Source organism: Streptomyces sp. WAC00040 (genome assembly GCF_056835925.1).
Genome location: NZ_JAKQZE010000002.1, coordinates 1,194,366 through 1,219,450, shown reverse-complemented (window position 1 = coordinate 1,219,450; position 25,085 = coordinate 1,194,366). Strand labels below are relative to the sequence as shown.

Here is a 25,085-nt window from a genome sequence, read left to right as displayed (position 1 = left end):
GGCGTCAGTGCCGGTGTCTGGCGTGCGCGGGCATCTCGCTCACCCTGACCAGATGGTCGAAGTCGACCGCCGCACCCTGCAGCAGCAGGTCCACCAGTGGGCGTGCGGCCGCCCGACCGGCCACGGTGTCGCCGAACAGCGCCCGCTGGTAGACCACCGATGCCAGGAGATCGACCAGCAGGTCCGGATCGACACCGGCCCGCAGGTCGCCGCGGTCGACGGCGCGCCGCACCGCGACCATGGCGGCGTGCCTGCTGGGCTGCACGAGCACGTCGATCAACCGCCCGTGCAGAGCGGCGTCGTGCGCGCACTCCGCGACGAGCGGGGCGAGTACGCCCGCGGGCAGCCGGTCGAGAAGCGCCTCCGCCAGCACGCCGACGCTCTGGGTCAGGTCACAGCGGGTGCAGCCGTTGTCCGGCACCGGGGGCGTGACCAGCACAGAGGCGAGGGCGTCGATCACCAGGCTCTGACGGGTGGGCCAACGCCGCCGGATGGACGCCTTCGTGGTGCCCGCCCTCGCCGCGACCGCCTCGAGGGCGAAACGGGAGTATCCGTGCTCGCGCAGCACGTCGAGCGTCGCGGCCACCACCGCGGCGTCGATCGCCGGGTCGCGCGGACGGCCGGCCACGGGGGGTGTCACTGCGCGGCGTCCTGTGGGTACCAGCGCAGTTCGACGGTGTTGCCGTCGGGGTCCTGCACATAGAGCGACCATGCGTCACCCCGGGCGCCGTAACGTTCCACCGGCCCTTCCAGAACCTTGAACACGCCGGAGTCGATGACCTCCTGCCAGTCCAGAGGGTCGACGACCAGGCATATGTGGTCCACGTTGGACTCGCCCCGGGGGCGACTGACCAGGTCGATGATGGTCGTGGGGGTGATCCGCACGGACGGGAACGGCACCTTGCCCGCACGCCACTCCTCCACACGTACGGGCTCGAGCCCGAGCGGCCCGCAGTAGAACTCCAGGGCTCGTTCGACGTCTTGGACGTTGAGCACCAGATGGTCGAAGTCCTTCACTCGCATGACGTTCATCCCCCTCATTTGAATCCGATCCGGTTCGTATCGTAAACCTCGCGCCCCTCCCCCGGCAAGAGGCAGCAGCGCGATACGGGGCAGCAGGCCGTTACAGCAAAGGAGTTATCTAACTCTTTGTCCCGTTTAGCCGCTTTCCTGGAGGCTACCCGGGCGTTCAGGGACGTCCGAGAAGGAGGAACCGTGATCACCAAAGCACAGATCCGGAACGTACTGGACCACCCGGTATACGACGCCGACGGCAACAAGGTCGGCAATGCCAAACATGTCTTCCTCGACGACGCCACCGGCGAGCCCGACTGGGTCAGCGTGCAGACGGGCCTGTTCGGCAGCAACGAATCGTTCGTGCCGATCCGGGACGCCAACATGGTCGAGGACCACCTCGAAGTCCCCTATCCGAAGGACACGATCAAGGACGCCCCCAACGTCGACGTGGAGGCAGGTGGACATCTCTCGGCGCAGGAGGAAGAGCGCCTGTACCGGCACTACCGCATCGACTGGGACTCCGCGTGGAAGCTCGCCGACCAGCCCTCCGGGGGCGGCCTGGCCCACTCCGGCGGAACGGGCCAGGAGGGCAGGTCCGGCGCGGCCGGTGCGGCAGGAGCCGCAGGTGCGGCCGGGAAGTCCGGTACGGCAGGCAGGAGCCGGGCCGGAGCCGGCCAGGGCATGGCGGGCGAAACGCAGACCCACGGACGCGCGGCAGCGGGCGGCCGGACCCACGGACGCGACATGGCCGGTGAACGCCGGGGCATGCCGGGCCAGGAACGCCGGGGAGACACCGACTCGGCGATGACCCGGTCCGAGGAGACCATGCATGTCGGCACCGAGCGTCACGAGATCGGCCGTGCGCGGCTGCGCAAGTACGTGGTCATGGAGGAGGAGCAGCAGACGATTGCGCTCCGCCACGACGAGGTGCGCGTGGAGCGTGAGCCGATCACCGAGACCAACCGCGGCGCGGCACTGTCCGGGCCGGAGATCTCAGAGGCCGAGCACGAGGTCACCCTCTACGAGGAGCGGCCGGTCGTGGAGACCCGCGTCGAGCCGGTCGAGCGTGTCCGACTGACGACCGAAGAGCACACGCAGCAGGAGACGGTCAAGGGCCGGGTCCGCAAGGAGCGGATCGAAGCCGAGATGCCGGACGAGGGCACCGAGCGGGCCTCGCGCGAGAAGCACGAGCGCCGGGGCCCGGGCGGACCTGTCTGACACTCCGACACGCACCGGAGCGGCCTGAGACGGTCGCGTGTTGCGGGGTGAGGGTGACGAGGCGGACGGCCCGGCGGTTGCGAGAACCGGTCGGGCGTCGTCCGCCTCACTGTCGCGTCGCCTGCCCGTCCCTACGCGTACGACGCTGCCACCAGGCGGGTTGCGTACCCAGTGCCTCCACGGGTGGCGGCCGCGTCAGCGAGCCGGTGCCGAGGGTGCTGTGCCGGCGCGGTGGTCGTGCAGTTGCTCCAGGCGCCGCTGGAGCAACTGGAGCGCGCCGCGCTGACGTCCCGGCACCCGCCGTCGCAACGCCACCAGGGCCGGGGCCAGTTGCCGTGCCCGCGCCGCGTCCCCGACCTGCTCCCACTGGTGATGCGCACGGTCCACTGCAGCTTCGACGTCCGGATCGTCGGTGGTCTGCTGACGGCCGAGCCGCACATCGGCGGCTGTCATCCACAACTCGCAGCTGCGGGCCGGGTCCTGGGCGAGCCGCGCGAGGTCCGCCCGTACCTCCAGCCAGTGCAGCACCTGGACGGAGCCGGGACCGTGGGCGCGCAGCGCCTCCTTCTCGCACGCGGCCGCGGCGGCCGCGGCCTCGTCGTGGCGCCCGGCCCCCGCGGCGGCGAGGATCGCCGGATGCGGGTCGGCGTCTGCGGCGGCGAGGCTCACCGGGTGCGGAGCGGCCCCTGCGGCGGCGAGGCTCACCGGGTGCGGAGCGGCCCCTGCGGCGGCGGGGCCCGCCGGGTGCGGAGCGGCCCCTGCGGCGGCGGGGCCCGCCGGACGCGGCTCGGCCGCGAGGTTCGCCGTATGCGCGTCCGTCCCCGTGGCGCCAAGGCTCACCGGATGCGCGTCTGCCCTGGCCGGGGCGCGAGCGTCGGTGGGGGCCGGTGCGATGCGCGGGCCCGGCATCGCGGCGTGCCCGTGCACCGGTCCCGACGTGTGTCCTGCGGGGTGGCTCAGCGGGGGCCCGGCGTACGCGGCGGCGGTCGAGGGGGTGTTCGACGGGGCGATGCCGAACAGCAGCGCGCCGTCGGGAGCGTCCTGGGACGCCGACTGCGCGGCGGCCTGTTCGTGGAGATGCGGGAGCGGCGGGCGCGCCCCGCTGCGCCAGATCGCGGCCACGGCCTTCAGATGGAGGGGGGCGGCGACGGTGCGGCGGCCGGGAGCCGGGGCGATCCGTCCATACGTCCGTGTCCCGTCGCCGAGGAGCAGCCTGCCGCCGGTGACCTGCTGCCAGGCCTCCGCGTCGGCGACGAGGTCCAGCACCACCGTGGTGGTTCCGGGCCGCCGGGTCTTCAACTCGCCCGCGAGCCAGTGCCAGGGCAGCGCCGTGTAGCGCATCGTCGCCGGTGCCGTGCGGGCGAGGGCGAGGTGCAGCTGCCGCTGCTTTCGGTCCACGTGCAACTGCCCCGCCAGATACAGGTGCAGCGGTCCGGGCGAGGCGGCGGCGGCGCGGATGCGGGTCAGGACGGTCTGGGGATCGAGCGGGTCGGCGAGCTCGATCACCGTGGCCGCGGCCGCACCGGCCGTACCGGCGAGGACGTCCGCCGGTACGGCCGCGAGCGCGGGCAGCACGGACGCGGCGTCGATGAGGCGCCCCTTGCCGGCCGGGGCGGCTGCGAGGAGCAGCGCGGTACCCGGAGCCGGACTCTCCCGGTTCTCCGCTGTGATCAGCACATCAGCACCGTACCCGGTCCCGCGTGGCGGAGCCGGACGGCCGCCGCACGACGGCTATTTGTGGACGCGGTACTTCAGGCGTCGCCTGCGGGGTGTCAGCGGGTGCGCGGGTGCGCGGCGGCGGGTCGGCCCGGGGTCAGCGCGGGGCGGGTCGGGCGGACCGCGGCGGGCGGGTGGTCGACTCCCTGACGACGAGGCGGTATCCCGGCCGTTGACGCCGGGGCTCGGGGGCCGTGCCGCCGGCGAGGCGTTCGACGAGACTGTCGACGGCCAGCCTGGCGATGGCCTCCTTGTCCGGGAAGATCGTCGTCAGCGTGGTGCACCCGTAGCGGCCCTCCTCGATGTCGTCGAACCCGACCACGGCGACGTCGCCGGGGACGGTCAGTCCCCGTTCGATGAGGGTGCGCATCGCTCCGACGGCGATGAGGTCGTTGTACGCGAAGACCGCGTCGGGCCGCTCGCCGCGGTCGAGCAGGGCGGCCATGGCGCTCACCCCGTCCTCCCGCCCGTAACCGCCGGTGACGACCACCAGGGCGTCGTCGGCCTTCAGCCCCGCCGCGGCGTGCTGCTCCCTCAGCAGCACCAGCGGGGCGCACACTCCTTGGCTCTCGATGCGGCAGTACCGCTGTGACGGCGTGTGGCCGGCACTCCGGCGGCTGCACGCCGGGCGGCACCGCGCCACGACGACCACGATAGGGATGCAGCGCCCCGGCCACGGAGCGGTGGGACTGATTGAGCAGGCGGACCCCCGGCGTCCGGAGAAGCGGCTCCGGGGCGCTGCCAGGGATCGCGGCCGAGGCATGCCGCTGCCCTGCCTGAGGCGCCACCGTTCGCAGCCGGTGCACGCCTGTGTGTGCGTAAGCGATGAGTTCGGGCGGCGGATCGGGTCTGCCCTGGTATGACTCGAATCATCGCCGACATCTCCGTCTCCCTCGACGGATTCGTCACCGGACCCGATCCCGGCCCGGACAACGGTTTGGGCACCGGCGGCGAGGCACTGCACACCTGGGCGTTCTCCGACGATCCGGACGACCGCCGGGTCCTGCGGGAGGCGACCGCGCGCTCCGGCGCCGTCGTCCTCGGCCGTCGGCTCTTCGACGTGGTCGACGGGCCGAACGGCTGGGACGACGAGACCGGCTACGGCGCCCGCGAGGTCGGCAGACCCGCGTTCGTCGTCGTGACGAGCTCACCGCCGGAATCGGTGCGGCTCACCGGCCTCGACTGGACGTTCGTCACCACCGGTCTGCCCGACGCCGTCGCCACCGCGCGCGAGCGTGCCGAGGCGGCGTCGTCGGCCGGCGGCAAGGACCTCGACGTCGTCCTCATGGGCGGCGGCGCCACCATCGGCTCGGCGCTCGACGCCGGGCTGGTCGACGTGCTGAGCCTGCACCTGGCGCCCGTCGTGCTGGGCGCCGGGACGCCCCTCTTCACCGGCGGAGCGCCGCGCACGCTGGTGCAGCGGAGCGTGACCTCGACATCCACGGCGACGCACCTGACCTACGACGTGCTCTGACGACGGCTCAGCGGGACTCCCGCTCCGAGCAGTCCGAGTCCTCGGCGAGGACCGGGGCCGCTGCGGGCCGCGTGACATCTCGTCGGGAGTTCGGCCTTCGCCGCTGTCCGCCCTTGCCCGATCCGTGGCTCGATCGAGGCACGAAACGCAATCTCCGGCCCGGCGGGCCGGAGACGGCATAGTTTCAAGGCATGGTGCATGTACTCGGCAGCAGGGTCCTGCTGCACCCGACGGATCCGGACCGCACCCGCGCCTTCTACGGCGGAGCACTGGGACTCGCCGTCAGTCGCGAGTTCGGGACCGGACCGGAACGTGGCACGGTCTACTTCATGGGCGGCGGATTCCTGGAGGTCTCGGGGCGCTCCGAGAACCCGCCGGCACCAGGTCTCGAGCTGTGGCTTCAGGTCGAGGACGTGCAGACGGCGTTCGAGGAGCTGCGAACAGCCGGCGTGGAGGTGCTGCGCGCTCCGGTGATAGAGCCCTGGGGGCTGATCGAGATGTGGATCGCGGACCCGGACGGCGTCCGCATCGCGGTCGTCGAGGTGCCGGAGAACCACCCGCTGCGCTACCGCCCCTGAAGTCCCAAAGGGCCGCGGACCGCGCTCGGGCCGCGAGACCACCGCGCGCGGTGACCGACGCACGCGTGGACCCGCCCGGCCCGACGGGTCAGGTGATCTTCTTCGTTCCTGTGGCCCGGCCGTGCTCGTCCCAGGTGACTTCCAGGATCTGCTCGACGGCGTCGCGGTCGATATGACCGAACACGTGGGGGAACAGGGTTTTTTCGGGGACTCCGGGCGGCGGGGACGGGACGGCCGCCTCCCGTTCCGTCCTGGCCCTGAGACGGCTCTCGTCCAGGACGAGCACGAGGAGCGGCCTCGGCGTGGTGCGGTAGAAGGCGTTGACGACGGCGAGGGTGGTCGGCTCGTCGGGGGAGCAGTGGACGAAGCCGTCTTCGGCGAGGGATGCGGGCGTGTAGGGCTGGTCCGGGTCGGCCGTCCAGTCTCTTTCCGTGACAACGTGGTAGATCATCTCAAGGTTGTACAGCAGTCGGCGCGGGCGCCTGGCCGGTCGAACCGGTTCACCGGCCGGTTTCGTCGCGGGTCCGGGTGGATTCGGTCGGCGGTCTCAGTGCGGAGTAGGCGCCCGCGCCCGCGGCGAGCAGTATCACGCAGCCGGTGAAGACGAGCCCCGCGGTGCGCAGGTCCCACAACTGGGCCGCGGCTCCTACGCCCACCACCGGCAGTGAGATACCGGTGTAGGCGATGACGAAGAACGCCGAGATGGTGCCGCCGCGGTGTTCGGCGGGTGCCGCCCCGCCCACGAGGGACAGTGCCGCCCGGAACGCCAGTCCCTGGCCCGCGCCTCCGCACAAGGCGCCGGCCACGAGTACGGCGAGGGATTCCGCGACGAGCGACGAGGCGACGAGCAGGAGGCCGGCGATGAGGACGGCGCAGCCGATGGGAAGCGCGCGCCGGGTGCCGATGCGTTCGCTCAGTGACTGTCCTGCGGTGGAGGCGAGGAAGACGGAGAAGACGACCGATCCCGTGACGGCGAGGTTGTGCACGTCGAGTGTCCGGGCCACGAAGCTGGGGGCGAGGGCGGTGAACAGTCCGAGGAGGGAGAAGCCGGCGAAGGCCGCGGCGGAGGCGGGGGCGAACACTCCTCTCACCTCGGGGGGTACGGAGATTCCCTGCGGGTTGAGCGGGGGAAAGCGCTTCGGCCGCTCGACGGTCTCCGGGAGGAAAAGGATGATCACGGCGGCCACGGCGAGCAAGGCGATGTGGACCCAGAAGACGAGCTCCAGCGGGCGGGGCGCGTACTGGGCGAGGATCCCGGACAGCAGCGGTCCGCAGCCGAGGCCGCCCATGTTCGCCGCGGTGGCCGCGAACCCGGCCCGGGCCCGCTGTCCGGGTCCGGCGAGTTCCATGACGGCGGCGGTCGCCGCGCCGCTGAGCAGTCCGGCCGCGAATCCGGAGAGAAGCCGCCCGGCGAAGAGCAGGGGGAGGCCGGTTTCCAGCAGAAAGCATCCGGCGCTTGCGGCGGACAGGGCCATGGCACAGAACAGGACGGGCCGGCGCCCGACCGCGTCGGAATAGTTTCCGCCGACGAGCAGCACAGCGATCACGGCGACGGCGTACACGGCGAAGACGACGGTCACCATCAGCTCGGAGAAGCCGATCTCCTGCTGGTAGAGCCCGTACAGCGGCGTGGGCAGGGTCGTGCCGGCCATGCCGATGGCGAACACCAGGGCTGCCGCGACGTAGCCGGGACGGTGGCCCTCACCTTTGCGGACGATCATGCGGCTCACCTTACGAGCGCCCCGGCGCGTGCGGCCGGACCCTGCTGCGTCGCGAGTGCGGCATCGGGGGTGTGTGCCGGAGCTGCCCGTGGCGGGGTCGGAGGCGGTAGCTCGTGGCATGCGGTTGTCCCTCGTGGAGCGTGCAGATGGACACGAACGGGTGCGGTGATGATGTCCGCGTGGGCCGCCGGTCGTTGGGACAGGGACGAGAAGGAGATCCGCCATGCCCACAGGACCGGCCAAGCAGCCAACGGCCGAGCTCGATGCCCGCTACAGTTCCGCACTCAATCCCCGCCCGGGTGCCGCGGGTGTCACCGCCGTCGAGTGGTCGGAGGCTCTACGGCACTTGGAGGCCGCCGAGATCTTCTGGGTGTCGACGGTGCGGCCCGACGGCCGGCTGCATGTCACACCCGTGATCGCGGCGTGGCACGACGGGGTGCTGTACTTCTCCACCGGCCCGCAGGAGCAGAAGGCGAAGAACCTCTTTGACAACGCGCACTGCGCACTGACCACCGGCAGGAATGCGCTGACCGAAGGCTTCGACATCGTGGTCGAGGGCAAGGCGGAGCAGGTCACTGATCCGGAGGTGCTGGAGGAGGTGGTCGCGGTGCACGAGGCGAAGTACGGCCCGCACATCACCTCGCCCGAGGGCACGTTCCACGGTCTCGGGGACACGATCCGGACGGGGGGTGCGGTGGTCTTCGCGGTGGCGCCGGTCACGGCGTACGGCTTCGGTCGGGACAACGGGGTCTACAGCCATACGCGATGGGTGTTCTGAGCGGCGCTGTGCGCACCGGACGGGCACCGCACGGCGCCCGGCCCCTGCCCGCGTCGACGATGCGGGCAGGGGCCCGTCACTTGTGAGGCTGTCAGTCGGCGGCGCCCTGCCGGCGGGGGTGGTTGTGCAGTACGGCCTTCGTCACTGGCCCACTCTTCCGTCGACGCACTCGCGCAGCAGGTCGGCGTGTCCGCAGTGGCGGGCGTACTCCTCGATCCGATGCACCATCAGCTCCCGGATCGAGGTCTTGTCCTTCCCCACCCGAGCACCCAGATCCTGGTGCTCGGCCAACGCGGCGTCGGTCGCCGCCTGTTCACGCTCCAGGTCGGTGTACGCGGCGTCGACCATGGCCTGGTCGGCGGCAGCGTCGTCGAAGTCCGCGTCACGGCGGCCGTACAGCTTCGGCAGGGGGTCGTCGTCGGTGATCCAGTTGCGCCAGTCCCGTTCCACCTCGGCGAGGTGCCGGATCAGGCCGAGCAGCGACATCGTCGACGGCGGAACGGACCGACGGGCCAGTTGCTCCGGGTCGAGGCCCTCGCACTTCATCCGCAGGGTCATGCGGTAGCCCGTCAGAAAGTCCAGCAGCGTCGCGAGCTCGCCGTCCGGACTGACGCTTTCCTTGTTGCGGGGGTCGTCGTCCGGGTCTGCCCACATGTCGGGGTAGACGGTTGCCCGGGTCCATCGTGCGGGTTGATCATTCATACGCTGCATGGTGATCTGCGACGGCCCCCGTGCGCCACACGATTCTTCCTTGCGACGGATCGCGTCTGTGCGGACGACTCGGTGAACATGCGGCGCCTTGAAGCGTCGTGGGGTTCTGCGGAGGGGTCACGGCCAGGCTTCGCGCCTTCGTTGCAGGCCGTCGAGGACCAGGTCGAGCCCGATTTCGAACTCCGCGGCGTACGTGTAGCCGGGTTTGAGAGCGTGGTGGACGATCATCTCGGTGAGGTGGGGGAACTCGTCGCCGGGCATCTGCTGCAGGATCGAGTCGGCCAGGTCGTCGATACCGGCGGACGGTTCGAACGGGAGGCTCAGCTCCTGCAGCGCGAATCCGTAGATGTAGCTGTCGAGTGCGGAGAACGCGTGCGCGGCACCGGCGATGGTGAAGCCGCCCGCTCGTAGGCAGCCGATGACCGCGTCGTGGTGGCGCAGTGTCGCGGGGCCGGGATTGCTGCGGGAGTCCATGAGGCCGATCGCCCACGGGTGGCGGATCAGCGCGTCGCGTGTCGATACGGCGCGGCGTCGTATCGCGGGCCGCCACGGGAGGTCCGTGGGCGGGAGTTCGATCTCGCTGAAGAGGAGGTCGACCATGCCGTCGAGGATCGCTTCCTTGTTGCGGACGTGGTGGTAGAGCGACATGGCTTCGACGCCGAGCCGGTCGGCGAGCTTGCGCATCGTGAGCGCGCCCGTGCCGGCCTCGTCCGCGAGTGCGAGCGCCGCTCGCAGGACCGTGTCCTTGCTGAGGGGTCGGCGGCGCGGTGCCGGCGTGCGGGCGGGCTCGGTGGCCACGGATTCCTCCTCGGGTTGCTTGCAGGTTGACAACCTTACTTCGTAAGGCACACCCTTACGAAGTAAGGCTGGGGCGAGGACGGGGAGGGCGAAGGTCATGGAGCCGAACAGCTCGGAGGAGTCCCGAAGAGCGGGCCCGCGCAAGAAGGTGTGCGTCGTGGGCGCGTCCGGCAAGCTCGGACGGTACATGGTGCGGCACGCGCTTGACCGGGGCTACGAAGTGGTGGGCGTGTGCCGGGAGCAGAGTGTCGGCAAGCTCGCCGAGTTCGAGGGGCGGATGACGGTGGTCCCCGGGGCGACCGACGACCGTGCGGCCGTCGCACGGGCGGTGGAGGGGTGTCAGGGCGTGCTCACGGTGCTGGCTCCGTGGGGGATGAACAACTACTCCTCCGGCACGGCCCGGGCCGTGCTCGACGCGGCGCCCGCGGGGGCGCGCCTGGTGTTCTCCTGCGGCTGGCACATCACCCGCGACGGAAAGGACGTCTACACGCGCAAGCTCAGGGCGTTCGTGGCTGTTTTCGGGCGGTTGGCCAGGCTGGCCCGTGTGGCCGACCTGGACGACCAGGTGGAGGCCTGCCGGACGATCTTCGCCAGCGACACCGCTTGGACGGTCGTCCGCGGCAGCGACCTGGAGGAGGGCGAGAGCGAGGGCCTGCCGGTGTGGAGCCGGCACGTCGGTGATCCCGTCCTCGCGAGCAACCTGACCCGTCGCGTGGACTTCGCCCTCTTCATGGTCGCCGCGGTGGAGGACGACGCCCTCGTCCGGGAGGCCCCCGCCATCGTCGGCCGGCTGGCCCCGTCGGCCCTCGCCCATGCCCGTACGCAGGGCGCGGCGTGATCCGCATCCGGTGAGGCTCGGGGCGGTGCCCCCCCCGTTGCGCGCGGGTCCTCGAGCGCTCCCATCTCGCCCGGCCGTGTGACGACCCCGCGGGCCGGGGTCGTCGACGAGGTCCTCTACGCGTCGCCGCCCGGCGGCGATGAGTCTCGGGCTCAGATGTGCCGTCGACGGCTTTGAGCGTCCAATTCCGGTAGCTGAGTGCGTTGCACTTGAAGGAGCACGGACCTTCGTCGAGGCTGTGGTCCAAGCAGGCCCCGGTGGCCCGGTTGACGAGGATCTGACCTGCAGCGGGAGCCTGCGGTCCCCGCACCGGCGCCTCCTGCGAGGTCGCGGGCGGGGCGGTCGGGCCGGGCGGCGGCAGGACGAGCGCGCCGAGGTCGCCGCCTACGACGAGGCCCACCAGCGCTCCGGTTCGCGGCGCAGGCCCTCGGCGCCGCAGCGCACGCCGCGGGAGGCGGCCCCGCCGTCCCCGCTCCCCCGCCGGCTCCGCGGTCCCCGCCACGGTCGCGGGACCGGTGGCGCGGTCCGTCGGCGGTGCGGCCCGGGCCGCCGACCGGTCTACCGCTTCCCGCAGCAGCCGGTACCCGGCCGGATCAGCCTTCAGGGCCTGGCACAGATCGCGGACGGTCCCCCCGGGGCGGCACTGCTGCCGCGCAGGCAGCGCGACAACGACGAATCGCTGATGTCCATGAACCCGCATCGCGCCACCGGTGACTGTCGGGCGGCACCGCCGGATCCCCGGCCGTGCGACGCGGGCGGGCCCACGGGCGTGTGCCGTCAGGGTCATGGGGTGGCGTCAGCGCCGCGGCCGAGACCGTTGAGGAACTGTCGTTGGCGGTCCAGGAATCCGTCCGCGAAGAGCGAGCGGGGGGCGAAGAGCGCGGTGAGTGTGAGCTTGAGATCCGACTGTTCGACGGACTGCTTGAGCAGCGTATGGGTCGCGTCCGGGTGACGGGTGACCGTCAACGCACCGCCTGCGTCCAGCACCTTGCGGTAGACCCGCTCCGTGTCGGCGGTGTCCACGTTGCGGTCTTGGCCCGCGAGGATCAGCAGCACCGGGACGCGGCGCAGGGCGCGGAGGTCCTGCGTCGCGTCCGCGGTGCGGTTCCTGGAAATGAAGCCCCAGCGACCGGCGGTCATGCCGTCCGCGTCGCCGCCCCGCGCCCTGACGTACTCCTCGAAGGTGGCATGGCGTGCCAGCATCCGGCGGGTGGCGTCGCTCTCGGCGATCGCGGCGCGGGTGCGGGCGGGCGACGCGCCGTCGGCGCGCAGCTCGGCGAGGAGGTTGTAGCGGCCTTGCCGGAGCCAGTTGATCGCGGGTGAGACGGCGATGACGAAGCTGACGGGCGTTCTGGCGGCGACCTTGGGCAGGACCCAGCCCGCCTGGCTGGCGCCCCAGAGCCCGATCCGGTCGCCGTCGATGTCCGGGCGGGTTCGCGCCCAGGCCATGGCGGCTGCCGCCTCGTCGGCCCGGTCGTCCATGGACTGCTCGAGCCAGTCGCCGGGTGCGCCCGCGACGCCGGGTTTGTCCCAGGACAGGGAGGCGTAGCCCGCCTTGGCGTTCGCTTCCCACATGGGCTTGTAACCGTCTTCGTGGGTGGCGTCGATGGGGCCGTCGCCGTGGATGTACACGACCAGGCCGTGGCGTTCGCGGCCGTCCCTGGGCGTGGCCAGTACGCCGTTGAGCATGTGGCCGCCGTGGCGGATCGAGACCCGCTGCTCGTCCATCTCGAAGGAGTTCTGCCACAGGACCACGCCCACGAGGCCGGTGGCCACGACCAGGACCATGACGAGTGACCACGCGGCGATGCCCGGACGGCGCCGTCGGGGCCGGGTCTTCTGATTCATGAGATCCGCCTCTACTCGGGTTCATAAAACTATCAGAGCAAGAACGATCGTCGCATGAATGATAGTTTTAGCCTCGAGACGGGACTGAGCGAGGGGAGCACGGCATGGGACAGGACGAGACGGGCGCCGCTACGGGGCCGGTGACGGTCCGGCGGGGCGTTCCGGCCGGAGCCGAGCGGCGGGCGGCCGAGCTGTACTGGGACGCCTTCGGCCGCAAACTCGGCCCCGCCCTGAACCCGCCGGAAAAGGCGGTGCCCTTCATCGCCGCTCACCTGAACGCCGATCGGGCGGTGTGCGCGCTCCTCGACGGGCAACTCGTCGGCCTCGCCGGCTACCAGCTCGACGGCCGGGCCCTGACCGGGGGCTCCGCCTCCGCCGTGCTCCATGCCTACGGACACCTGCGCGGACTGCACCGGCTCCTGCTGCTGGCCCTCTTCGAACGCCACCCGGCCGCCGGGCAGCTCGTCATGGACGGCATCGCGGTGGACCCGGGCATGCGCGGCCGCGGCGTCGGGAGTCTGCTCCTCGAGGAAGTGGCCGCCGTAGCGGCGGAGCACGACTGCCGGGAGATCAGACTGGACGTGATCGACACCAACCCGCGCGCCAGGGCCCTGTACGAACGGCGCGGCTTCACGGCCGTACGGACGGAGCAGACGCCCTACTTGCGCGGGCTGCTGGGGTTCGGCGCGGTGACCAGCATGCGCCGCCCTGTCGAGGCGAACGGGCCGAAAGGACAGCGCACACCATGACCGACCGCATCGAGATCCCCACCCGCATGCTCGTCCACGCGCTGATCCGCGAGGACAGCACCGTCGACGCGGACGAGCTGTACACAGTCGCCAACACCCTCGGCATGAGCGACCAGCAGGTGCGGCTGTGCGTCAAACGCCTCGTGGCGGAGGGCCGGTTCACCCACGAGGGCCGGGGCCGCAAGGCGCGGCTGCACGCGACCTTGGACACCGTGCGTGCCCTCGCCCCCAACGCGGACTTCCTCCGGCACGCGTTCGACCAGGACGCCGGGCTCGCGCCGTGGGACGGTGTCTGGCACCTGGCCGCATTCGCGGTGCCCGAATCGGAGCGCACGTCCCGGGACCTTCTGCGTGAGACGCTCGTCCACCTCGGCGGCGCCCCGCTCCAGGGCGGGCTCTACGTGTGCGCCAACGCGTGGGAACCGTACGTCGAAGAAGCGGCCCACCGCCTCGGCGCCCATGGCGGGCTCACGCTCCTCACCTCGACGGACCTGCGCAGGGGCGATGACCGGGATCCTGCCGAACTCGCCCGCGCGCTCTGGCCGTTGCCGGAGATCGCCGACCGCTACCACCGCCTCGGCCGCCTGGCCCGGCCGCGCCTCGACCGGCTGACCGACCCTGCCGGTCTCTCCCCGCCCGAACTCCTCACCGTCGCGGTGGAACTGGCCGCCGAACTCACCCGCGCCATGGAGCCCGACCCGCTGCTGCCGCCCGAGCTCCTGCCCCGGCCGTGGCCCGGTGCCGAGGCCCGGAAGGTCGTCGCCCGGTGCTGGGCGGCCCTGCGAGAACAAGAAGGCGGCGAAGCCCGCCCGGCCCTCTTCCGCCTCTACGCCGACATCACCCGAGGGGCGGCGGACCGCGCCGCGCGCGGACGACAGCGGCGCAGGCCGGCCGGACCCGAGCGGTGAGTGTGAACAGCACTGTTCAGCGCAGTACGGCGTAGACGACGAGGTTGTCCACCGGGTGGCCTTCGCTGTCGAACCGTCCCGAGCAGGTGATCAGACGCAGGGCGCGGTCGTCGGTCGCGCCGTAGACCTTGTCGGTGGGGAAGGCGTTCTTGCGGACGGTTTCCTTGGCGGTGACGGTGAAGTGGACGGTTTCGCCGGAGGCGTCGCGTACGGCGATGTCCGCGCCCTTGGTGACCTTGGCGAGGTCGTGGAAGACAGCCTTGCCGTAACGGGTGTCGTTGTGGCCGATGATCACGGCGGGTCCGGGCTCGCCGGGGACCGCTGCTCCGGTGTACCAGCCTGCGGTCATGCCCTGTTCGGCGGATGGGACCTGGACGGTGCCGTCTTCGTTGAGGCCGAGGCGGATCAACGCGCTGTCCACGCCGATCGAGGGGATGCTCACGCGCGCGGGTGCACCGGAACCGGCCGAATCGGACAGGGGCGGTGAGCCGTCAGATGGTGGGGTGGCCCGGGTGTCCGGGGGCGTCGCCGTCGTGCCGGTGGGGTCGACGGAGTCGGCAGAGCAGCCGGCCAGGCCGAGGCAGCCGATGACGGCGACCACGGCCAAGGGGCGGGTCCACCAAGTCCGTTGGTGCGTGTGCGGCATGAATTCTCCGGGTCTCCAGGCGTGTCGGCACGAGTGCGGCGCCGCCCGAGGGCGGCGCCGCTGTGTTCGGGCGTGGGGTGTCAGCCGTTGCTGCGGCGACGGATCACGAGGGTGACGGTGCCCGCGACCACGGCGAGACCCCCGGCCGTTCCCGCCAGGGTCACGGCGTTGCTGCCGCCGGTGGCGGTCCCGGCCGGCTGCTCACCGGCGTCGACGCCGCCGCGCGGTGTCACCTTCGCCTCCTTGTCCTTCGTCACGGTCGGCTCGGCGGGGGCGGGAGTCTTCCGGGCAGCCTCGCGGGGCTCGACCGACGGGGCGGGGGCGGGACTGGTGTCGGCGAGAGCGGCGGTCGACGGCACCGCGAGCGCGCCGGCCGCGACCGTGGCGACAGCGAAGGCTCGCAGGGACAGACGGTGGGACATGTGGGGTGGCTCCGTTCCAACTCGGTGTGCCTTGATGGCAAACGCCATGCTGGCGTGGAGTTGTGAGGAAGCTGTCAGAACGCTGTCGTCATCCCATCAGGCTCCACGGCCGCTGTCAGCCGGCCCGCCCGCCGGGATCCGCAGGGTGAAGACGGAACCCTTCCCCTCGGTACTCACCGCATGCACCGTGCCGCCGTGCGCCTCGGTGAGTTTCCGTACGATCGCGAGCCCGAGTCCGCTGCCGCCGGTCCGTCGGCTGCGCGACTTCTCAGCGCGCCAGAACCGGTCGAAGACGTGAGGTAGGTCCTCGGGCGACAGTCCTTCACCCGTGTCGCTCACATCGATCAGCACCGTTCCCGCGTCCTCGTGGGCGCGCAGGGTGACGCTGCCGCCGGGCGGGGTGTGGCGTACGGCGTTGGAGAGGAGGTTGCCGACCGCCTGGCGCAGCCTGACCGGGTCCGCGGTCAACTCCCCCGGCAGGCCGGCCGGAGCCGGGACCACCGTCAGCGTGACGCCCGCCGTCTCGGCCAGGCCCTGGTGTGCTGCCGCGACCTGGCCGAGCAGGTCGTGGATCCGCACCGGCTCGGGGTGCAGGCGCAGCGCGCCGGCGTCCGCTTCCGCCAGGTCCTGGAGGTCGTCGATGATGTGCTGGAGCTGTACCGCTTCTTCGAGCAGGGACGACACGAAGGCGCCGTCGACGTCGGCGACGCCGTCCTGTGCTCCCTCCAGCCAGCCGCGGATGTTGCTGAGCGGGGTGCGCAGTTCATGGGCGACATCGCTGACCAGCGCCTTGCGCTGTCCTTCCATGCGCGCGCGGTGCGCCGACATGTCGTTGAAGGCGGCGGCCAGCCGCCCGACCTCGTTGACGGCGCCGGCCGGTACCGGGACGGGGGCCACGTCGGAGTATCCGCCGTCCTTCATGCGCTGCGCCGCGCCGGTGAGCGCGAGGAGCGGGCGTACGACCCGGGCGGCGGCCAGCACGGACGCCCCGACGGTGAGCGCCAGGACGAGCGCCGCGGCGCCGGCGATCCGGGCGGTGTTCGCGGGTGACAGATCGAAACCGGGGACGGTGGTGGAGACGGGGTCCCCGATGAACAGCAGGGCGGGCGAGGCGACATACGCGCTGAGCTGTTCGCTGCGTGCGGTGGTGACGCAGGACGCCACCGCACGGTCGTCGGCGTCGCTGCCGGGCTCCGCGGGCGCCGGGACCTCCGCCGGGGCGGGGGCCACGGTCGGGGCGGGCGCCGGCACGGCGTCCTCGGTGACACGGGCGGACCCGTCCGCACCCGGTAGCGCCGCGGCTCGCGGGCTGCGCCAGGACAGGCCCAGGGTCAGCTTGACGGGTTCCCGGCCCTGGCGGCTCAGGCACGCGTCGGTGAGCTTGTTGAGCGCGGCCAGTGCCTTGGCCTCGGTCGCGGTCGGCTCGTCAAGTTCCCGGGCGACGCACGCGGTGGTGGACTGGACGCGTTCGAAGTCGTCGCCCAGGACCTCGATGCGCGGACGCCCGCTGGGGCCGGCGGCGATGTCCGAGCCGATGCCGTACCCGCGCAGGCAGTCGGCCGTCCGTTCCGCGATCTTCCGCAGCGCGACGCGTTCGTGTTCCGGCAGCCGGAAGGGGCCGACGGCGCGCGGGTCGATGCGGTCGGCGCCGGCCTCGGAACCGTCGCCGGACACGGGAGCCAGGGCGGTCTCCGTGGAGAGCGCGTCCACGATCGCGGAGGCGCGGGGCGGGAGTCCCGGCGGCGAGGCTCCTGTGGCGGAGTCGGTGATCGGCTCCCGTTCCTCGGTGGTAAGGGCCACGCGCCTACCGGTCCGGCGTGCCAGGTCGCGTACGGTCGCCTCGACTCCGTCCCACCCGGGGTGGGTCGCCGCGTAGCCGAGGAGGGTGTGGTAGATCCGGGCGTCGTCGGCCAGGTTCTGGCCCTGCTCCTGCTTGATGGCGCCGGAGGTGGTCTGCACGGCGATCCACGCGGTCGCTCCGACCGAGCAGACGGCGACGAGGGCGGAGACGGCGAGCAGCCGGCCGAGCAGGCTCCTGCGGAGCGGCAGCCGCTCGCCCCGCACAGGGCCGCGGGACACGGCAGGCCCGGGGCGGGACGGGCGGGGCCTAGGACGGGACACGGGAGGCGCTCGGGTCGGTCAGCTTGTAGCCGACGCCGAAGACCGTGAGCAGCCGGGCGGGCCGGTGCGGTGCGGCCTCGATCTTCTTGCGCAGGTTCATGATGTGCATATCGACGGTGCGGGCACTGATGTAGCGGTCGAAGCCGTGCAGTTGCGCCAGCAGCCGCTGGCGGGTGAACACCCGGTCGGGTTCGGTCGCCAGCGCGTGGAGGATGCGGAACTCGCCGGGGGTGCAGTCGACCGGGGCGCCGTCGACGCTCACCTCGTGCCGGTCCGGGTCCACGACGAGGGTGCCCACCGACAGGGCGGAGGAGGCTTCCGCGTCGCCCGCGGCGGCGAGCCGCGGACGGCGCAGGAGGGTGCGGACCCTGGCCATCAGCTCACGCGGGCTGTACGGCTTGGTCATGTAGTCGTCGGCGCCCAGGTCCAGGCCGAGCAGGAGATCGTCCTCCGTGGAGCGGGCGGTCAGCATCAGCACCGGCAGCTCTCGGGCCTCGGCGCGCAGCACCCGCAGGACGTCCAGGCCATCGGCCCGCGGCATCATCACATCAAGGACGAGCAGGTCGGGTGCGCGGTGCCGGACCGATTCGATGGCGGCGCGGCCGTCGCGTACGACCGTGACCGTGTGGCCCTCCCGTTCCAGGTAACGGCGGACCAACTCGGCCTGCTTCTCGTCGTCTTCCGCGACCATGACGTGTGCGCACACGCGCTCGATCCTATGCGGGTGCATGGCCCGCCTCTCCGGGGGCCGCCCCCGCCGGAGCCGCGGCCACACTTGAGGGCCGCTCGGCCAGTCGTCCCGGGTGGGCGCCGTCTCCAACGTCTGCTTGATCATGCGCGCTCCCTGGTCGACCGTCTCCGTGATGGGGCCGGCGAGGCCCTGGACCGCCTGGGGTGCGAGCAGCCTGGGCGACCTCGCCGCGGATCTCGGCTTCGCCGACCAGGCGCACCTGTGCAGGACAAGCGCCGGTACCTGGGGCGTACGCCGACGGCGCTGCGACGCCTGCTCGCAACTCGGGCACCCTGACGGTTCGCGCGGGCGGACCGGGCGGCGTCGGGCCCGGTGGCTCAGGGCGTGTCCTCCTCCCAGTCGAAGAGCCTGGGCGTGCCGTTCCTCGGTCCGTACAGTGAGCGGCCGCCCGCTCCGTAACGGCCGAGCTCGGTGGCCAGCGCGGCTCCTTCGTGCAGTTGCCGGGGCGTCCAGCCGGTGACGTCCAGCAACAGCCCGTCGAGCGGTCCGCCCACCAGCTCGACGTAGTCGTGTCCTGGCCGCGGGCCGGGGTCGGGATCGTCGTGGTCGGCACCGTAGACGCGTCCGCGCATGATCTGCTCGTCCATGGTGTCCAGCGTCGCAGCCGCCACTGACAGTGGGTGGGCCGGCCGGCGGGCCGCCCTCACCCGCCTGCGCGCACAGCACGGCGGCGGGCCTCAGCGCACTCGGGAAAGGCCACGCCGGGCAACGGCGCAGGCCGTGTCGCTCGAGTCGACGCGGCCCCGTCCAGGGGGCGACCATGAGAAACGGGGCCGATCGCCCCGCGCGCCGGGGCTCCGACAGGAGATGCCGGATATGGAGCGGACCGATGTGCTGGTGGTGGGCGCGGGCCCCGTCGGACTCACGGCGGCGGCCGAACTGCGCGGACGCGGTGTCACGTGCCGTGTCATCGACCGGCTGCCGGCCCGGCTGCCCTATGCGAAGGCTGTCGGCATCCAGCCCAGGACACTGGAGATCTGGGACCGGATGGGGATCGCGCGCGACGCCCTGGCCGCTGCCGCTCCCATGCGCGGCCAGCTGGCGTACGTGAACGGCGTGGAACGCATGCGGATCGAACTCAAACTGCCGCCGGACGTCCCGTACGGCTTCGCCGCCCTGCCGCAGTGCGAGACCGAGCGGATCCTCGAGGAGCACCTCGCCCGTCTGGGCACCCGGGTCGAACGGGAGACGGAGCTGGTGTCGTTCGCCCAGGACGAGGACGGGGTGTGGAGCACGGTCACCACACCGTCCGGACGCAGGGAGGAGATCAGGTCCCGTTACCTCGCCGGTTGCGACGGCGCACACAGCGTCGTCCGCAAGTCGCTGGGCCTCACCTTCGAGGGAGGTGCCTTCCCGGAGGAGTACATGCTCGCGGACGTCGAGGTGGACTGGGGCATGCCGCCGGGCTACAGCGTGCGGGCCGCACATGTCGGCGACGGCGCCGCCGACGATCTGCTGGTGTGCATCCCGCTGCCCGGACACCGCCGTTACCGAATGTCGATGCTGGTGCCGCCGGAGCTGTCCCTCGGGCAGCAGCGGGACGCCGACAGCGTGGCGCACGGACTTCAGGGCGGCAGAGCGCCAGGGCTGGAGGATGTGCAGGCCGTCCTCGACCGGTTGGCTCCGGAGCCCACCACGGCGTCGGCGCTGCGCTGGTCCTCGGTGTTCCGCATCAGCCACCGGCTGGTGGACCGCTACTCGCGGGGCAGGGTCTTCGTCGTGGGCGACGCCGCGCACATCCATCCGCCGACCGGCGCCCAGGGCATGAACACCGGCATCCAGGACGCCTGCAACCTGGCGTGGAAACTCGCGCTCGCCGTTGCCGGGACCGCGCACCCGAGCCTGCTCGACAGTTACGACGCCGAGCGTCGCCCGGTGGGCGAGGAGGTGGTGGGGCGCACCGTGCGCCATGCGACGGCGGGCGGCGTCCAGGCGGATCCCGAGGACCCGCAGATGGTCATGCTGCGCGAGGCCCAACTGCTCGTGGGTTACCCGGACAGCCCGGTCGTCGCCTCCCGCGGCAGCGGCCACGCCGGTCCCGACGCGGGCGACCGCGCGCCCGACTGCGGTGGTCTGGTGGGACCGATCGCCACGTTCCCGGTTCGGCTGTTCGACGTGCTCCGCCGCCGCGACGCGCACACGCTGCTGCTGTACGCGGACGACGGGAGCGACTGGGAGTCGTGCGCGGGCCTGGCGGACGAGGCCGCCCGTCTGACGCACGGACAGGTGGCGTCCACTCTCGTCCTGCACCCCGACGTCGCGGCCCCCATCGGTGCGGACGGCACGTTTCCCCAGGGGTGGCGGGACACTCGCGGCGAGTTCGGGCGCGTCTACGACGTGCGGGGCACGACCGCTCTGCTGCTCCGCCCGGACGGCTACGTGGCGCTGCGGCGGACGCCGCCGTCCCTGTCCGAGCTGTCGGCGCACCTCGCCAAGGTCCTGCGGCTCTGACCCGGGCGGCGGCCGGGGGTCGGCGGACGTGCCGCCGGCGGGTGGCGACCGGGCACGTTGATGTGCCCGGCAGCGGGACGGGGACAGGCGCGGACCACCGCCGTGGTGGCCCGCGCCTTCCCGGGATCGTTCGGGTGTGGTGCGGGTGCGTCAGGCGGTGTGCAGACGCAGCCCGTAGCGGCCGAGGATCTCGTTGACCGGCTGGTGCCAGGTCTGGCCGCCGCCGGAGCAGTTGCCCCAGCCGCCGGAGGTGACGCCCTGCGCCTGGTCGCCGCTGATGAACGAGCCGCCGGAGTCGCCCGGTTCCGCGCAGACACTGGTCTTGGTCATCTGATGGACCGCTCCCTGGCTGTAGTTGACGGTCTCGTTCTTGGCGAGGACGTTGCCGCAGTGCCAGCGCGTCGTGGAACCGGAGCGGCAGACGGAGGCGCCGATCGGCGCCTCCGCGGAGCCGCGGACCAGCTGGTCGGGGACGGTTCCCCAGCCCAGGACCACGGGCACGGTCCACCAGCCGCTGCCGACGCTGACCCAGGCGTGGTCGTCACCGGGGAAGGAGGAGCCCTGGAAGGTGCCGATGTGCGTACCGTCCCAGCCGCGTACCGCCGCGCCGGCCCGTCCGCAGTGGCCCGCCGTGACGAAGCCGCCGTGCACGGAGAAGCCGATGGAGCATCGCACGTTGCCCGTGTAGTACGGGTCGCCGCCGACGGTCCCGGCGGCGAACGGCGTCGGGGCCTGAGCGGTCTCCCTGACCGTGATCGGGCCGGCGTCCTTCGCGCGGTCCAGGAAGGGCCCGGACATCGTTGTCACCGCGCTCGGAGGCGACGACGTTCACCACGACCCGGCTGGCTTGCGGGTCGACGTGCCAACTCGCCACGCCCGCGGGCGCCTTCAGGGCGTCGATCTCACGCTTGACCGCGTCCAGCTGCCGGGCGCTGTGGCGGACGAGTGCCGTGTCGGCGCCGGTCGCCCGTACGGCACGGGCCTTGCCCGAGTCGGTGAGGGCCACCGTGAGTCTGCCGGTGTCAGCGTCGAACCAGGAGCCGCCGAAGGCCGTTCCGGCGGCGCGGCGGGCCTTTCCTTCGACGGCGGTGGCGGTCTTCTCCGCGGCGAGGCGTGCTGTCGCCTCGTCCGCGTCGAGTCCCAGGTCGCGCTGCATGGCCGCGAGCAGGCCGGTGGAGAGCTTGGGCTCGGCAGTGGGGGCGGAGGCTGCCGCAGGGCCGGCGCCGACCGCTGTCCAGGAGCCGAGGAGGAGGAGTGCGGACAGGCCCGTACGTATGGCTGTCATGCTCAAGGCGTTGACCTTTCGTTGTTCCAGCATCGTGGGGGATGGAACAGGCCGTACTGGAGCGCGTGTCGAGAGGCGGTTTGAGAGCGCTCTCATCGCTCCCGGCCGGAGCGTAGCGGAACTCCAGGGTCAGGTCCATGCCAAGTACGCGCCGTAGGTTCGCGGGCGCCGCACACGCAGCCTCCCCGCGGGAACCGGACGTGAAAGAAATGTGTCTGTGGTGGGGACAGCGCGTGGCAGGGGGAACATGATGAACACCTGGTCGGTGCCCGGGTACACCGAGTCCCGGGAGCTCGGGGCGGGCGGCTGCGGGCGTGTCGTACTCGCCGTACACGACTCCACCGGCGTGCCGGTGGCGGTGAAGTACCTCAGCGAGCAGCTGCGCGCGGACTCGGGCTTCGTCCATGAGTTCCGCGCCGAGGCCCAGTTGCTGGGCGGCCTCGACACCCCGTACGTGGTGCGGCTCTACGAGTACGTCGAGGCGCCGCAGGGCGCGGCCATCGTGATGGAGCTGGTCGACGGCATCGCGCTGCGTACACTGCTGCTCCGGGAGGGCGCCACCGGTCCTGAGGCGGCGCTGGCCGTGCTGAAGGGCTCGTTGCTCGGCCTCGCCGCGGCGCACGGCGCGGGGGTGGTGCACCGGGACTACAAGCCGGAGAACGTGCTCGTCGCGGCGGACGGCTCCTCCAAGCTCGTCGACTTCGGGATCGCCGCGCACCGAGGGAGCACACCGGGAGTGGCGGGCACCCCGGCGTACATGGCGCCGGAGCAGTGGAACGGCGAACCGGCCTCGCCCGCCGCCGACGTGTACGCCGCGACCGCCACGTTCTACGAGTGCCTGACGGGCCGCAAGCCCTTCCGCGGCGACAACTTCGCCGAGCTGGCGCTGCAGCACATCGGCGCGCCGGTCCCCGACCATGACGCACCCGAGCCGGTCCGCCCCCTCATCCGGCGGGGGCTCGCCAAGTCGCCGGCGGAACGGCCCGCGAACGCGGCGGCGTTCGTGGCCGAGCTCGAGAAGATCGCCCGGGCGGCGTACGGGCCCGACTGGGAGGAGCGGGGCCAGCGCAAGCTCGCGGCGCTCGCCGCGCTGCTGCCCCTGCTGTTCCCGTCGGCCGGGGGGCCGGCGGGGACCACCGACAGCGCGACGACGTCCATCGGCGCCGGTCCCGGCGCGGGCGCGGGCATCGGCTCGGGCATCGGCGCCGGCGGGTATGTGCCGCCGGCGTTGCGCAAGGCGCTCGTCGGCGTCGCCGCGCTGGCCGTGGTCGCGGTGATCACCGTCGCGGCGCGGGCCGGTGAGGACGCAGGCACCGGGACGACCGCGCAGGCCGTCGCGACGACCAGCGCGATGCCGGGCGGCTCGGCCTCGCCGGTGGCGGAGGGGGACGGCGGCCCCGGGCCGTCGCCGTCGGACGGTGTCCCGCTCTCCCCGTCGGCGAGCACGACCACCGGGCCCGCGGACCCGTCGCCCGCGACGTCGTCCACGCCGCCGGACCCGCCGACGACGTCCGCGCCGGCCGCTTCCCCCACTCCGACCGTCTCCACCGAGCCGTCCACGCAACCGACGACCAGCACCCCGCCGACCGTCGCGCCGGTGCAGGTCAAGTCGGTCTCCGTGACGGGCTTCCGGCAGACCGGCACGTCCACGGCCGCCGCGACCGTCGACGTCGCCACCTCCGGGACCGGCCCCGTGAAGGTCGTCGTCTCGTGGTTCACGAGCAACGAGAAGGGGGTCCTGGGCGCCGTCGAGAGCACACAGTCCTTCGAGCGGAGCGGCGCGACGCAGTACACCCTCGCTCTGGACCACACGTTCCAGGGCACGGGCTGCTACTGGGCCGTGCAGGCCGGCACCGATCCGACGGCGGCGAGCGGCACATCCATGCAGCAGCTCCTGACCAGGAGGGGGTGCCCGGTCCTGTGAACGACCCACACACGCCCGCGGGCGACGCGGACGAGTACAGCGCGACCGCCCTGGGCAGCCACTGGTTCGAACGGCCCGAACCGGGGCCGGTCCCCGACCGCGTCGAGGGGAACGTCCTGCGCTTCGGCCCGGGAGTGACCGCGTTCGTGCGGCAGCACGGAGGCGGTACCACGGCCGCCGGGGTGTGGCACGGGACGCTCGCCGGGCAGCCCGCCGACGGCCCCGGGCCGCGCGGGCGCGGACGCGGCCTGCGCCGGTACGCCCTGGCCGCCGCCGTGCTGCTGGCCGTGCTCGGATTCCTCGCCTGGCAGCGGTACGGGCCGGGGGTGGCCGTCCGGGACGTGGTGGTCAGGACCTCGCCGGACGGGCCCGGCTGCGGCGGGACGGCCGACGTCGTCGGCGTGGTCCGGACCGACGGCCGGCCCGGCACTCTGACCTACCGCTGGGTGCGCAGCGACGGCACCGATTCGGGGATGCTGCGCGAGCGGGTGGTGCGCGGCCAGAAGCAGGCCCGGCTGCACCTGCTGTGGACGTTCGAGGGACGGGGCGAGTACCGCGCGAGTGCGGAACTGAGGGTCGTCTCGCCGTCCCGGCACTCCGCGGAGGCGCGGTTCACCTACCGCTGCCCGTAAGGACTCTCCCTGACGGTGGACGAGGGGCGTACCCGCCGGACGGGCACCGTCGTGCCCGTACCGGTGGATACGCCCCTCCCTCCCGTGCGGCCGCGGGCCGTCGGCGCCGGCCCGCCTGTCGCCGTGTCAGGGGAAGTCGACGACGGTCGAAGGCGCCGTCGAGGTCCCTGACGTGGGAGAGCCCATGTCGTCGATGACGTGCTCGTAGTGGCCGTGGCCGCTGAGCGGGACGACCAGCAGGCTGTGGAACTCACGCCGGGCTTGACCGGGGCCTTGAAGCAGTCGTCCTGCCGGAACGTCGGATCCACGTTGTAGTGGCAGTAGCTGCCCATCCCCCTCCTTCATGGGATCTGCCGGACGGCGAGGAGGCGGCCGGCGGGTACGGGCTGCTGGAGGACGCGGCCCACAACAAGATCAACCTGGAGAAGATCGCCACGCACTGACACTCCTTGCGCCCCGCGGGGCCTGGCGCTCGACTCGTTGTAACGCCTTCGCGGCA

The 25,085-nt window shown here is 72.4% G+C and carries 24 protein-coding genes and 3 pseudogenes; 11 read left to right on the top strand and 16 right to left on the bottom strand.

The features are described from left to right. Nucleotides 1-4: 4 nt before the first annotated feature. Both MDN94_RS25060 and MDN94_RS25055 read right to left on the bottom strand, forming a co-directional pair. Nucleotides 5-640 carry a TetR/AcrR family transcriptional regulator gene (locus tag MDN94_RS25060; protein ID WP_482728099.1) on the bottom strand — a complete coding sequence of 212 codons (636 nt, stop codon included), beginning with the start codon at nt 638-640 and terminating at the stop codon, nt 5-7. Next, nucleotides 637-1,023 carry a VOC family protein gene (locus MDN94_RS25055; protein WP_453458719.1) on the bottom strand — a complete coding sequence of 129 codons (387 nt, stop codon included), beginning with the start codon at nt 1,021-1,023 and terminating at the stop codon, nt 637-639. Before MDN94_RS25055 ends, MDN94_RS25060 begins: the two co-directional genes overlap by 4 nt. 192 nt (nt 1,024-1,215) lie before the next feature. Between MDN94_RS25055 and MDN94_RS25050 the strand changes: the two genes are divergently transcribed. Further along, the gene (locus MDN94_RS25050; RefSeq protein ID WP_482728098.1) at nt 1,216-2,235 is read left to right on the top strand and encodes a PRC and DUF2382 domain-containing protein; all 1,020 of its coding nucleotides are present in this window, start codon (nt 1,216-1,218) and stop codon (nt 2,233-2,235) included. Nucleotides 2,236-2,430: 195 nt separating this feature from the next. Here MDN94_RS25050 and MDN94_RS25045 read toward each other — a convergent pair whose 3' ends face one another. Then, nucleotides 2,431-3,912, bottom strand: a complete 1,482-nt coding sequence (locus MDN94_RS25045; protein ID WP_482728097.1) for a hypothetical protein — start codon at nt 3,910-3,912, stop codon at nt 2,431-2,433. A 136-nt stretch (nt 3,913-4,048) separates the two neighbouring features. After that, nucleotides 4,049-4,486: pseudogene (locus MDN94_RS25040) on the bottom strand (LacI family DNA-binding transcriptional regulator); the annotation flags it as partial. A gap of 324 nt (nt 4,487-4,810) precedes the next feature. On the opposite strand from MDN94_RS25040, the gene MDN94_RS25035 reads away from it, so the two are divergent. Beyond that, nucleotides 4,811-5,425 (top strand): dihydrofolate reductase family protein, encoded by a 615-nt coding sequence (locus MDN94_RS25035; RefSeq protein WP_482728096.1) that lies wholly within the window; start codon nt 4,811-4,813, stop codon nt 5,423-5,425. 191 nt (nt 5,426-5,616) lie between these two features. Then, nucleotides 5,617-6,003: a VOC family protein gene (locus MDN94_RS25030; protein ID WP_482728095.1), complete on the top strand. Its 387-nt coding sequence runs from the start codon at nt 5,617-5,619 to the stop codon at nt 6,001-6,003. An 88-nt stretch (nt 6,004-6,091) separates the two neighbouring features. Here MDN94_RS25030 and MDN94_RS25025 read toward each other — a convergent pair whose 3' ends face one another. After that, a complete protein-coding gene (locus tag MDN94_RS25025) occupies nt 6,092-6,454 on the bottom strand; it encodes a DUF952 domain-containing protein (RefSeq protein WP_482728094.1) in 363 nt (120 codons plus the stop codon). Nucleotides 6,455-6,503: 49 nt separating this feature from the next. Continuing rightward, a complete protein-coding gene (locus MDN94_RS25020) occupies nt 6,504-7,724 on the bottom strand; it encodes an MFS transporter (protein ID WP_482728093.1) in 1,221 nt (406 codons plus the stop codon). Between the two features lie 223 nt (nt 7,725-7,947). On the opposite strand from MDN94_RS25020, the gene MDN94_RS25015 reads away from it, so the two are divergent. Next, nucleotides 7,948-8,502, top strand: coding sequence for a pyridoxamine 5'-phosphate oxidase family protein (locus MDN94_RS25015; protein ID WP_482728092.1), 555 nt, complete (start codon nt 7,948-7,950; stop codon nt 8,500-8,502). Between the two features lie 141 nt (nt 8,503-8,643). On the opposite strand, the gene MDN94_RS25010 is transcribed toward MDN94_RS25015, so the two are convergent. Then, nucleotides 8,644-9,213 (bottom strand): DinB family protein, encoded by a 570-nt coding sequence (locus tag MDN94_RS25010; protein WP_482728091.1) that lies wholly within the window; start codon nt 9,211-9,213, stop codon nt 8,644-8,646. A 117-nt stretch (nt 9,214-9,330) separates the two neighbouring features. Further along, nucleotides 9,331-10,011, bottom strand: a complete 681-nt coding sequence (locus MDN94_RS25005; protein ID WP_482728090.1) for a TetR/AcrR family transcriptional regulator — start codon at nt 10,009-10,011, stop codon at nt 9,331-9,333. 97 nt (nt 10,012-10,108) lie between these two features. On the opposite strand from MDN94_RS25005, the gene MDN94_RS25000 reads away from it, so the two are divergent. Next, entirely contained in the window at nt 10,109-10,849 is a 741-nt protein-coding gene (locus MDN94_RS25000) for an NAD(P)-dependent oxidoreductase (protein WP_482728089.1), read from the top strand. A gap of 783 nt (nt 10,850-11,632) precedes the next feature. Here the strand turns inward: MDN94_RS25000 and MDN94_RS24995 are convergent. Next, a complete protein-coding gene (locus tag MDN94_RS24995) occupies nt 11,633-12,697 on the bottom strand; it encodes an alpha/beta hydrolase family protein (protein ID WP_482728088.1) in 1,065 nt (354 codons plus the stop codon). 104 nt (nt 12,698-12,801) lie between these two features. Between MDN94_RS24995 and MDN94_RS24990 the strand changes: the two genes are divergently transcribed. Together MDN94_RS24990 and MDN94_RS24985 are read left to right on the top strand one after the other, a co-directional pair. Continuing rightward, a complete protein-coding gene (locus MDN94_RS24990; protein ID WP_482728087.1) occupies nt 12,802-13,446 on the top strand; it encodes a GNAT family N-acetyltransferase in 645 nt (214 codons plus the stop codon). Beyond that, entirely contained in the window at nt 13,443-14,354 is a 912-nt protein-coding gene (locus MDN94_RS24985; RefSeq protein WP_482728086.1) for a PaaX family transcriptional regulator C-terminal domain-containing protein, read from the top strand. Before MDN94_RS24990 ends, MDN94_RS24985 begins: the two co-directional genes overlap by 4 nt. Nucleotides 14,355-14,370: 16 nt before the next feature. On the opposite strand, the gene MDN94_RS24980 is transcribed toward MDN94_RS24985, so the two are convergent. The 5 genes from MDN94_RS24980 to MDN94_RS24960 form a co-directional block, all read right to left on the bottom strand. After that, nucleotides 14,371-15,000 (bottom strand): class F sortase, encoded by a 630-nt coding sequence (locus MDN94_RS24980; RefSeq protein WP_482728085.1) that lies wholly within the window; start codon nt 14,998-15,000, stop codon nt 14,371-14,373. An 80-nt stretch (nt 15,001-15,080) separates the two neighbouring features. After that, complete coding sequence (locus MDN94_RS24975; protein WP_482728084.1) at nt 15,081-15,422, bottom strand: sortase-dependent protein; 342 nt, start codon at nt 15,420-15,422, stop codon at nt 15,081-15,083. Between the two features lie 96 nt (nt 15,423-15,518). Then, entirely contained in the window at nt 15,519-17,501 is a 1,983-nt protein-coding gene (locus tag MDN94_RS24970) for a sensor histidine kinase (RefSeq protein WP_482728083.1), read from the bottom strand. 28 nt (nt 17,502-17,529) lie between these two features. Further along, nucleotides 17,530-18,234 carry a response regulator transcription factor gene (locus tag MDN94_RS24965; RefSeq protein WP_482728237.1) on the bottom strand — a complete coding sequence of 235 codons (705 nt, stop codon included), beginning with the start codon at nt 18,232-18,234 and terminating at the stop codon, nt 17,530-17,532. A gap of 377 nt (nt 18,235-18,611) precedes the next feature. Continuing rightward, nucleotides 18,612-18,881, bottom strand: a complete 270-nt coding sequence (locus MDN94_RS24960) for a hypothetical protein (protein ID WP_453465749.1) — start codon at nt 18,879-18,881, stop codon at nt 18,612-18,614. A 220-nt stretch (nt 18,882-19,101) separates the two neighbouring features. Between MDN94_RS24960 and MDN94_RS24955 the strand changes: the two genes are divergently transcribed. Beyond that, nucleotides 19,102-20,745: an FAD-dependent monooxygenase gene (locus MDN94_RS24955; RefSeq protein ID WP_482728082.1), complete on the top strand. Its 1,644-nt coding sequence runs from the start codon at nt 19,102-19,104 to the stop codon at nt 20,743-20,745. Between the two features lie 150 nt (nt 20,746-20,895). Here MDN94_RS24955 and MDN94_RS24950 read toward each other — a convergent pair. Beyond that, nucleotides 20,896-22,030, bottom strand: a pseudogene (locus tag MDN94_RS24950) (S1 family peptidase). Between the two features lie 250 nt (nt 22,031-22,280). Here MDN94_RS24950 and MDN94_RS24945 point away from each other — a divergent pair. Both MDN94_RS24945 and MDN94_RS24940 read left to right on the top strand, forming a co-directional pair. Then, a complete protein-coding gene (locus MDN94_RS24945) occupies nt 22,281-23,954 on the top strand; it encodes a serine/threonine-protein kinase (protein ID WP_482728081.1) in 1,674 nt (557 codons plus the stop codon). Next, nucleotides 23,951-24,586: a hypothetical protein gene (locus MDN94_RS24940; RefSeq protein ID WP_482728080.1), complete on the top strand. Its 636-nt coding sequence runs from the start codon at nt 23,951-23,953 to the stop codon at nt 24,584-24,586. The genes MDN94_RS24945 and MDN94_RS24940 overlap by 4 nt, the downstream gene beginning before the upstream one ends. A 126-nt stretch (nt 24,587-24,712) precedes the next feature. Here MDN94_RS24940 and MDN94_RS24935 read toward each other — a convergent pair. Continuing rightward, nucleotides 24,713-24,921: pseudogene (locus MDN94_RS24935) on the bottom strand (coagulation factor 5/8 type domain-containing protein); the annotation flags it as partial. Between MDN94_RS24935 and MDN94_RS24930 the strand changes: the two are divergent. Then, on the top strand, nt 24,901-25,029 hold the full coding sequence (locus MDN94_RS24930; protein ID WP_482728079.1) for a hypothetical protein: 129 nt from the start codon (nt 24,901-24,903) through the stop codon (nt 25,027-25,029). The pseudogene MDN94_RS24935 and the gene MDN94_RS24930 sit on opposite strands and share 21 nt — an antisense overlap. The last annotated feature ends 56 nt before the right edge of the window (nt 25,030-25,085 follow it).

Excerpts from the sequence above, each read along its gene's own strand:
- MDN94_RS24990 (WP_482728087.1), top strand. The coding sequence starts at position 12,802 with ATGGGACAGGACGAGACGGGCGCCGCTACGGGGCCGGTGACGGTCCGG.
- MDN94_RS25015 (WP_482728092.1), top strand. The coding sequence starts at position 7,948 with ATGCCCACAGGACCGGCCAAGCAGCCAACGGCCGAGCTCGATGCCCGC.
- MDN94_RS25000 (WP_482728089.1), top strand. The coding sequence starts at position 10,109 with ATGGAGCCGAACAGCTCGGAGGAGTCCCGAAGAGCGGGCCCGCGCAAG.
- MDN94_RS24945 (WP_482728081.1), top strand. The coding sequence starts at position 22,281 with ATGAACACCTGGTCGGTGCCCGGGTACACCGAGTCCCGGGAGCTCGGG.
- MDN94_RS24975 (WP_482728084.1), bottom strand. The coding sequence starts at position 15,422 with ATGTCCCACCGTCTGTCCCTGCGAGCCTTCGCTGTCGCCACGGTCGCG.
- MDN94_RS25055 (WP_453458719.1), bottom strand. The coding sequence starts at position 1,023 with ATGCGAGTGAAGGACTTCGACCATCTGGTGCTCAACGTCCAAGACGTC.
- MDN94_RS25035 (WP_482728096.1), top strand. The coding sequence starts at position 4,811 with ATGACTCGAATCATCGCCGACATCTCCGTCTCCCTCGACGGATTCGTC.
- MDN94_RS24960 (WP_453465749.1), bottom strand. The coding sequence starts at position 18,881 with ATGGACGAGCAGATCATGCGCGGACGCGTCTACGGTGCCGACCACGAC.
- MDN94_RS25020 (WP_482728093.1), bottom strand. The coding sequence starts at position 7,724 with ATGATCGTCCGCAAAGGTGAGGGCCACCGTCCCGGCTACGTCGCGGCA.
- MDN94_RS24980 (WP_482728085.1), bottom strand. The coding sequence starts at position 15,000 with ATGCCGCACACGCACCAACGGACTTGGTGGACCCGCCCCTTGGCCGTG.
- MDN94_RS24965 (WP_482728237.1), bottom strand. The coding sequence starts at position 18,234 with ATGGTCGCGGAAGACGACGAGAAGCAGGCCGAGTTGGTCCGCCGTTAC.
- MDN94_RS24985 (WP_482728086.1), top strand. The coding sequence starts at position 13,443 with ATGACCGACCGCATCGAGATCCCCACCCGCATGCTCGTCCACGCGCTG.
- MDN94_RS24955 (WP_482728082.1), top strand. The coding sequence starts at position 19,102 with ATGCCGGATATGGAGCGGACCGATGTGCTGGTGGTGGGCGCGGGCCCC.
- MDN94_RS25025 (WP_482728094.1), bottom strand. The coding sequence starts at position 6,454 with ATGATCTACCACGTTGTCACGGAAAGAGACTGGACGGCCGACCCGGAC.
- MDN94_RS25030 (WP_482728095.1), top strand. The coding sequence starts at position 5,617 with ATGGTGCATGTACTCGGCAGCAGGGTCCTGCTGCACCCGACGGATCCG.
- MDN94_RS24995 (WP_482728088.1), bottom strand. The coding sequence starts at position 12,697 with ATGAATCAGAAGACCCGGCCCCGACGGCGCCGTCCGGGCATCGCCGCG.
- MDN94_RS25010 (WP_482728091.1), bottom strand. The coding sequence starts at position 9,213 with ATGCAGCGTATGAATGATCAACCCGCACGATGGACCCGGGCAACCGTC.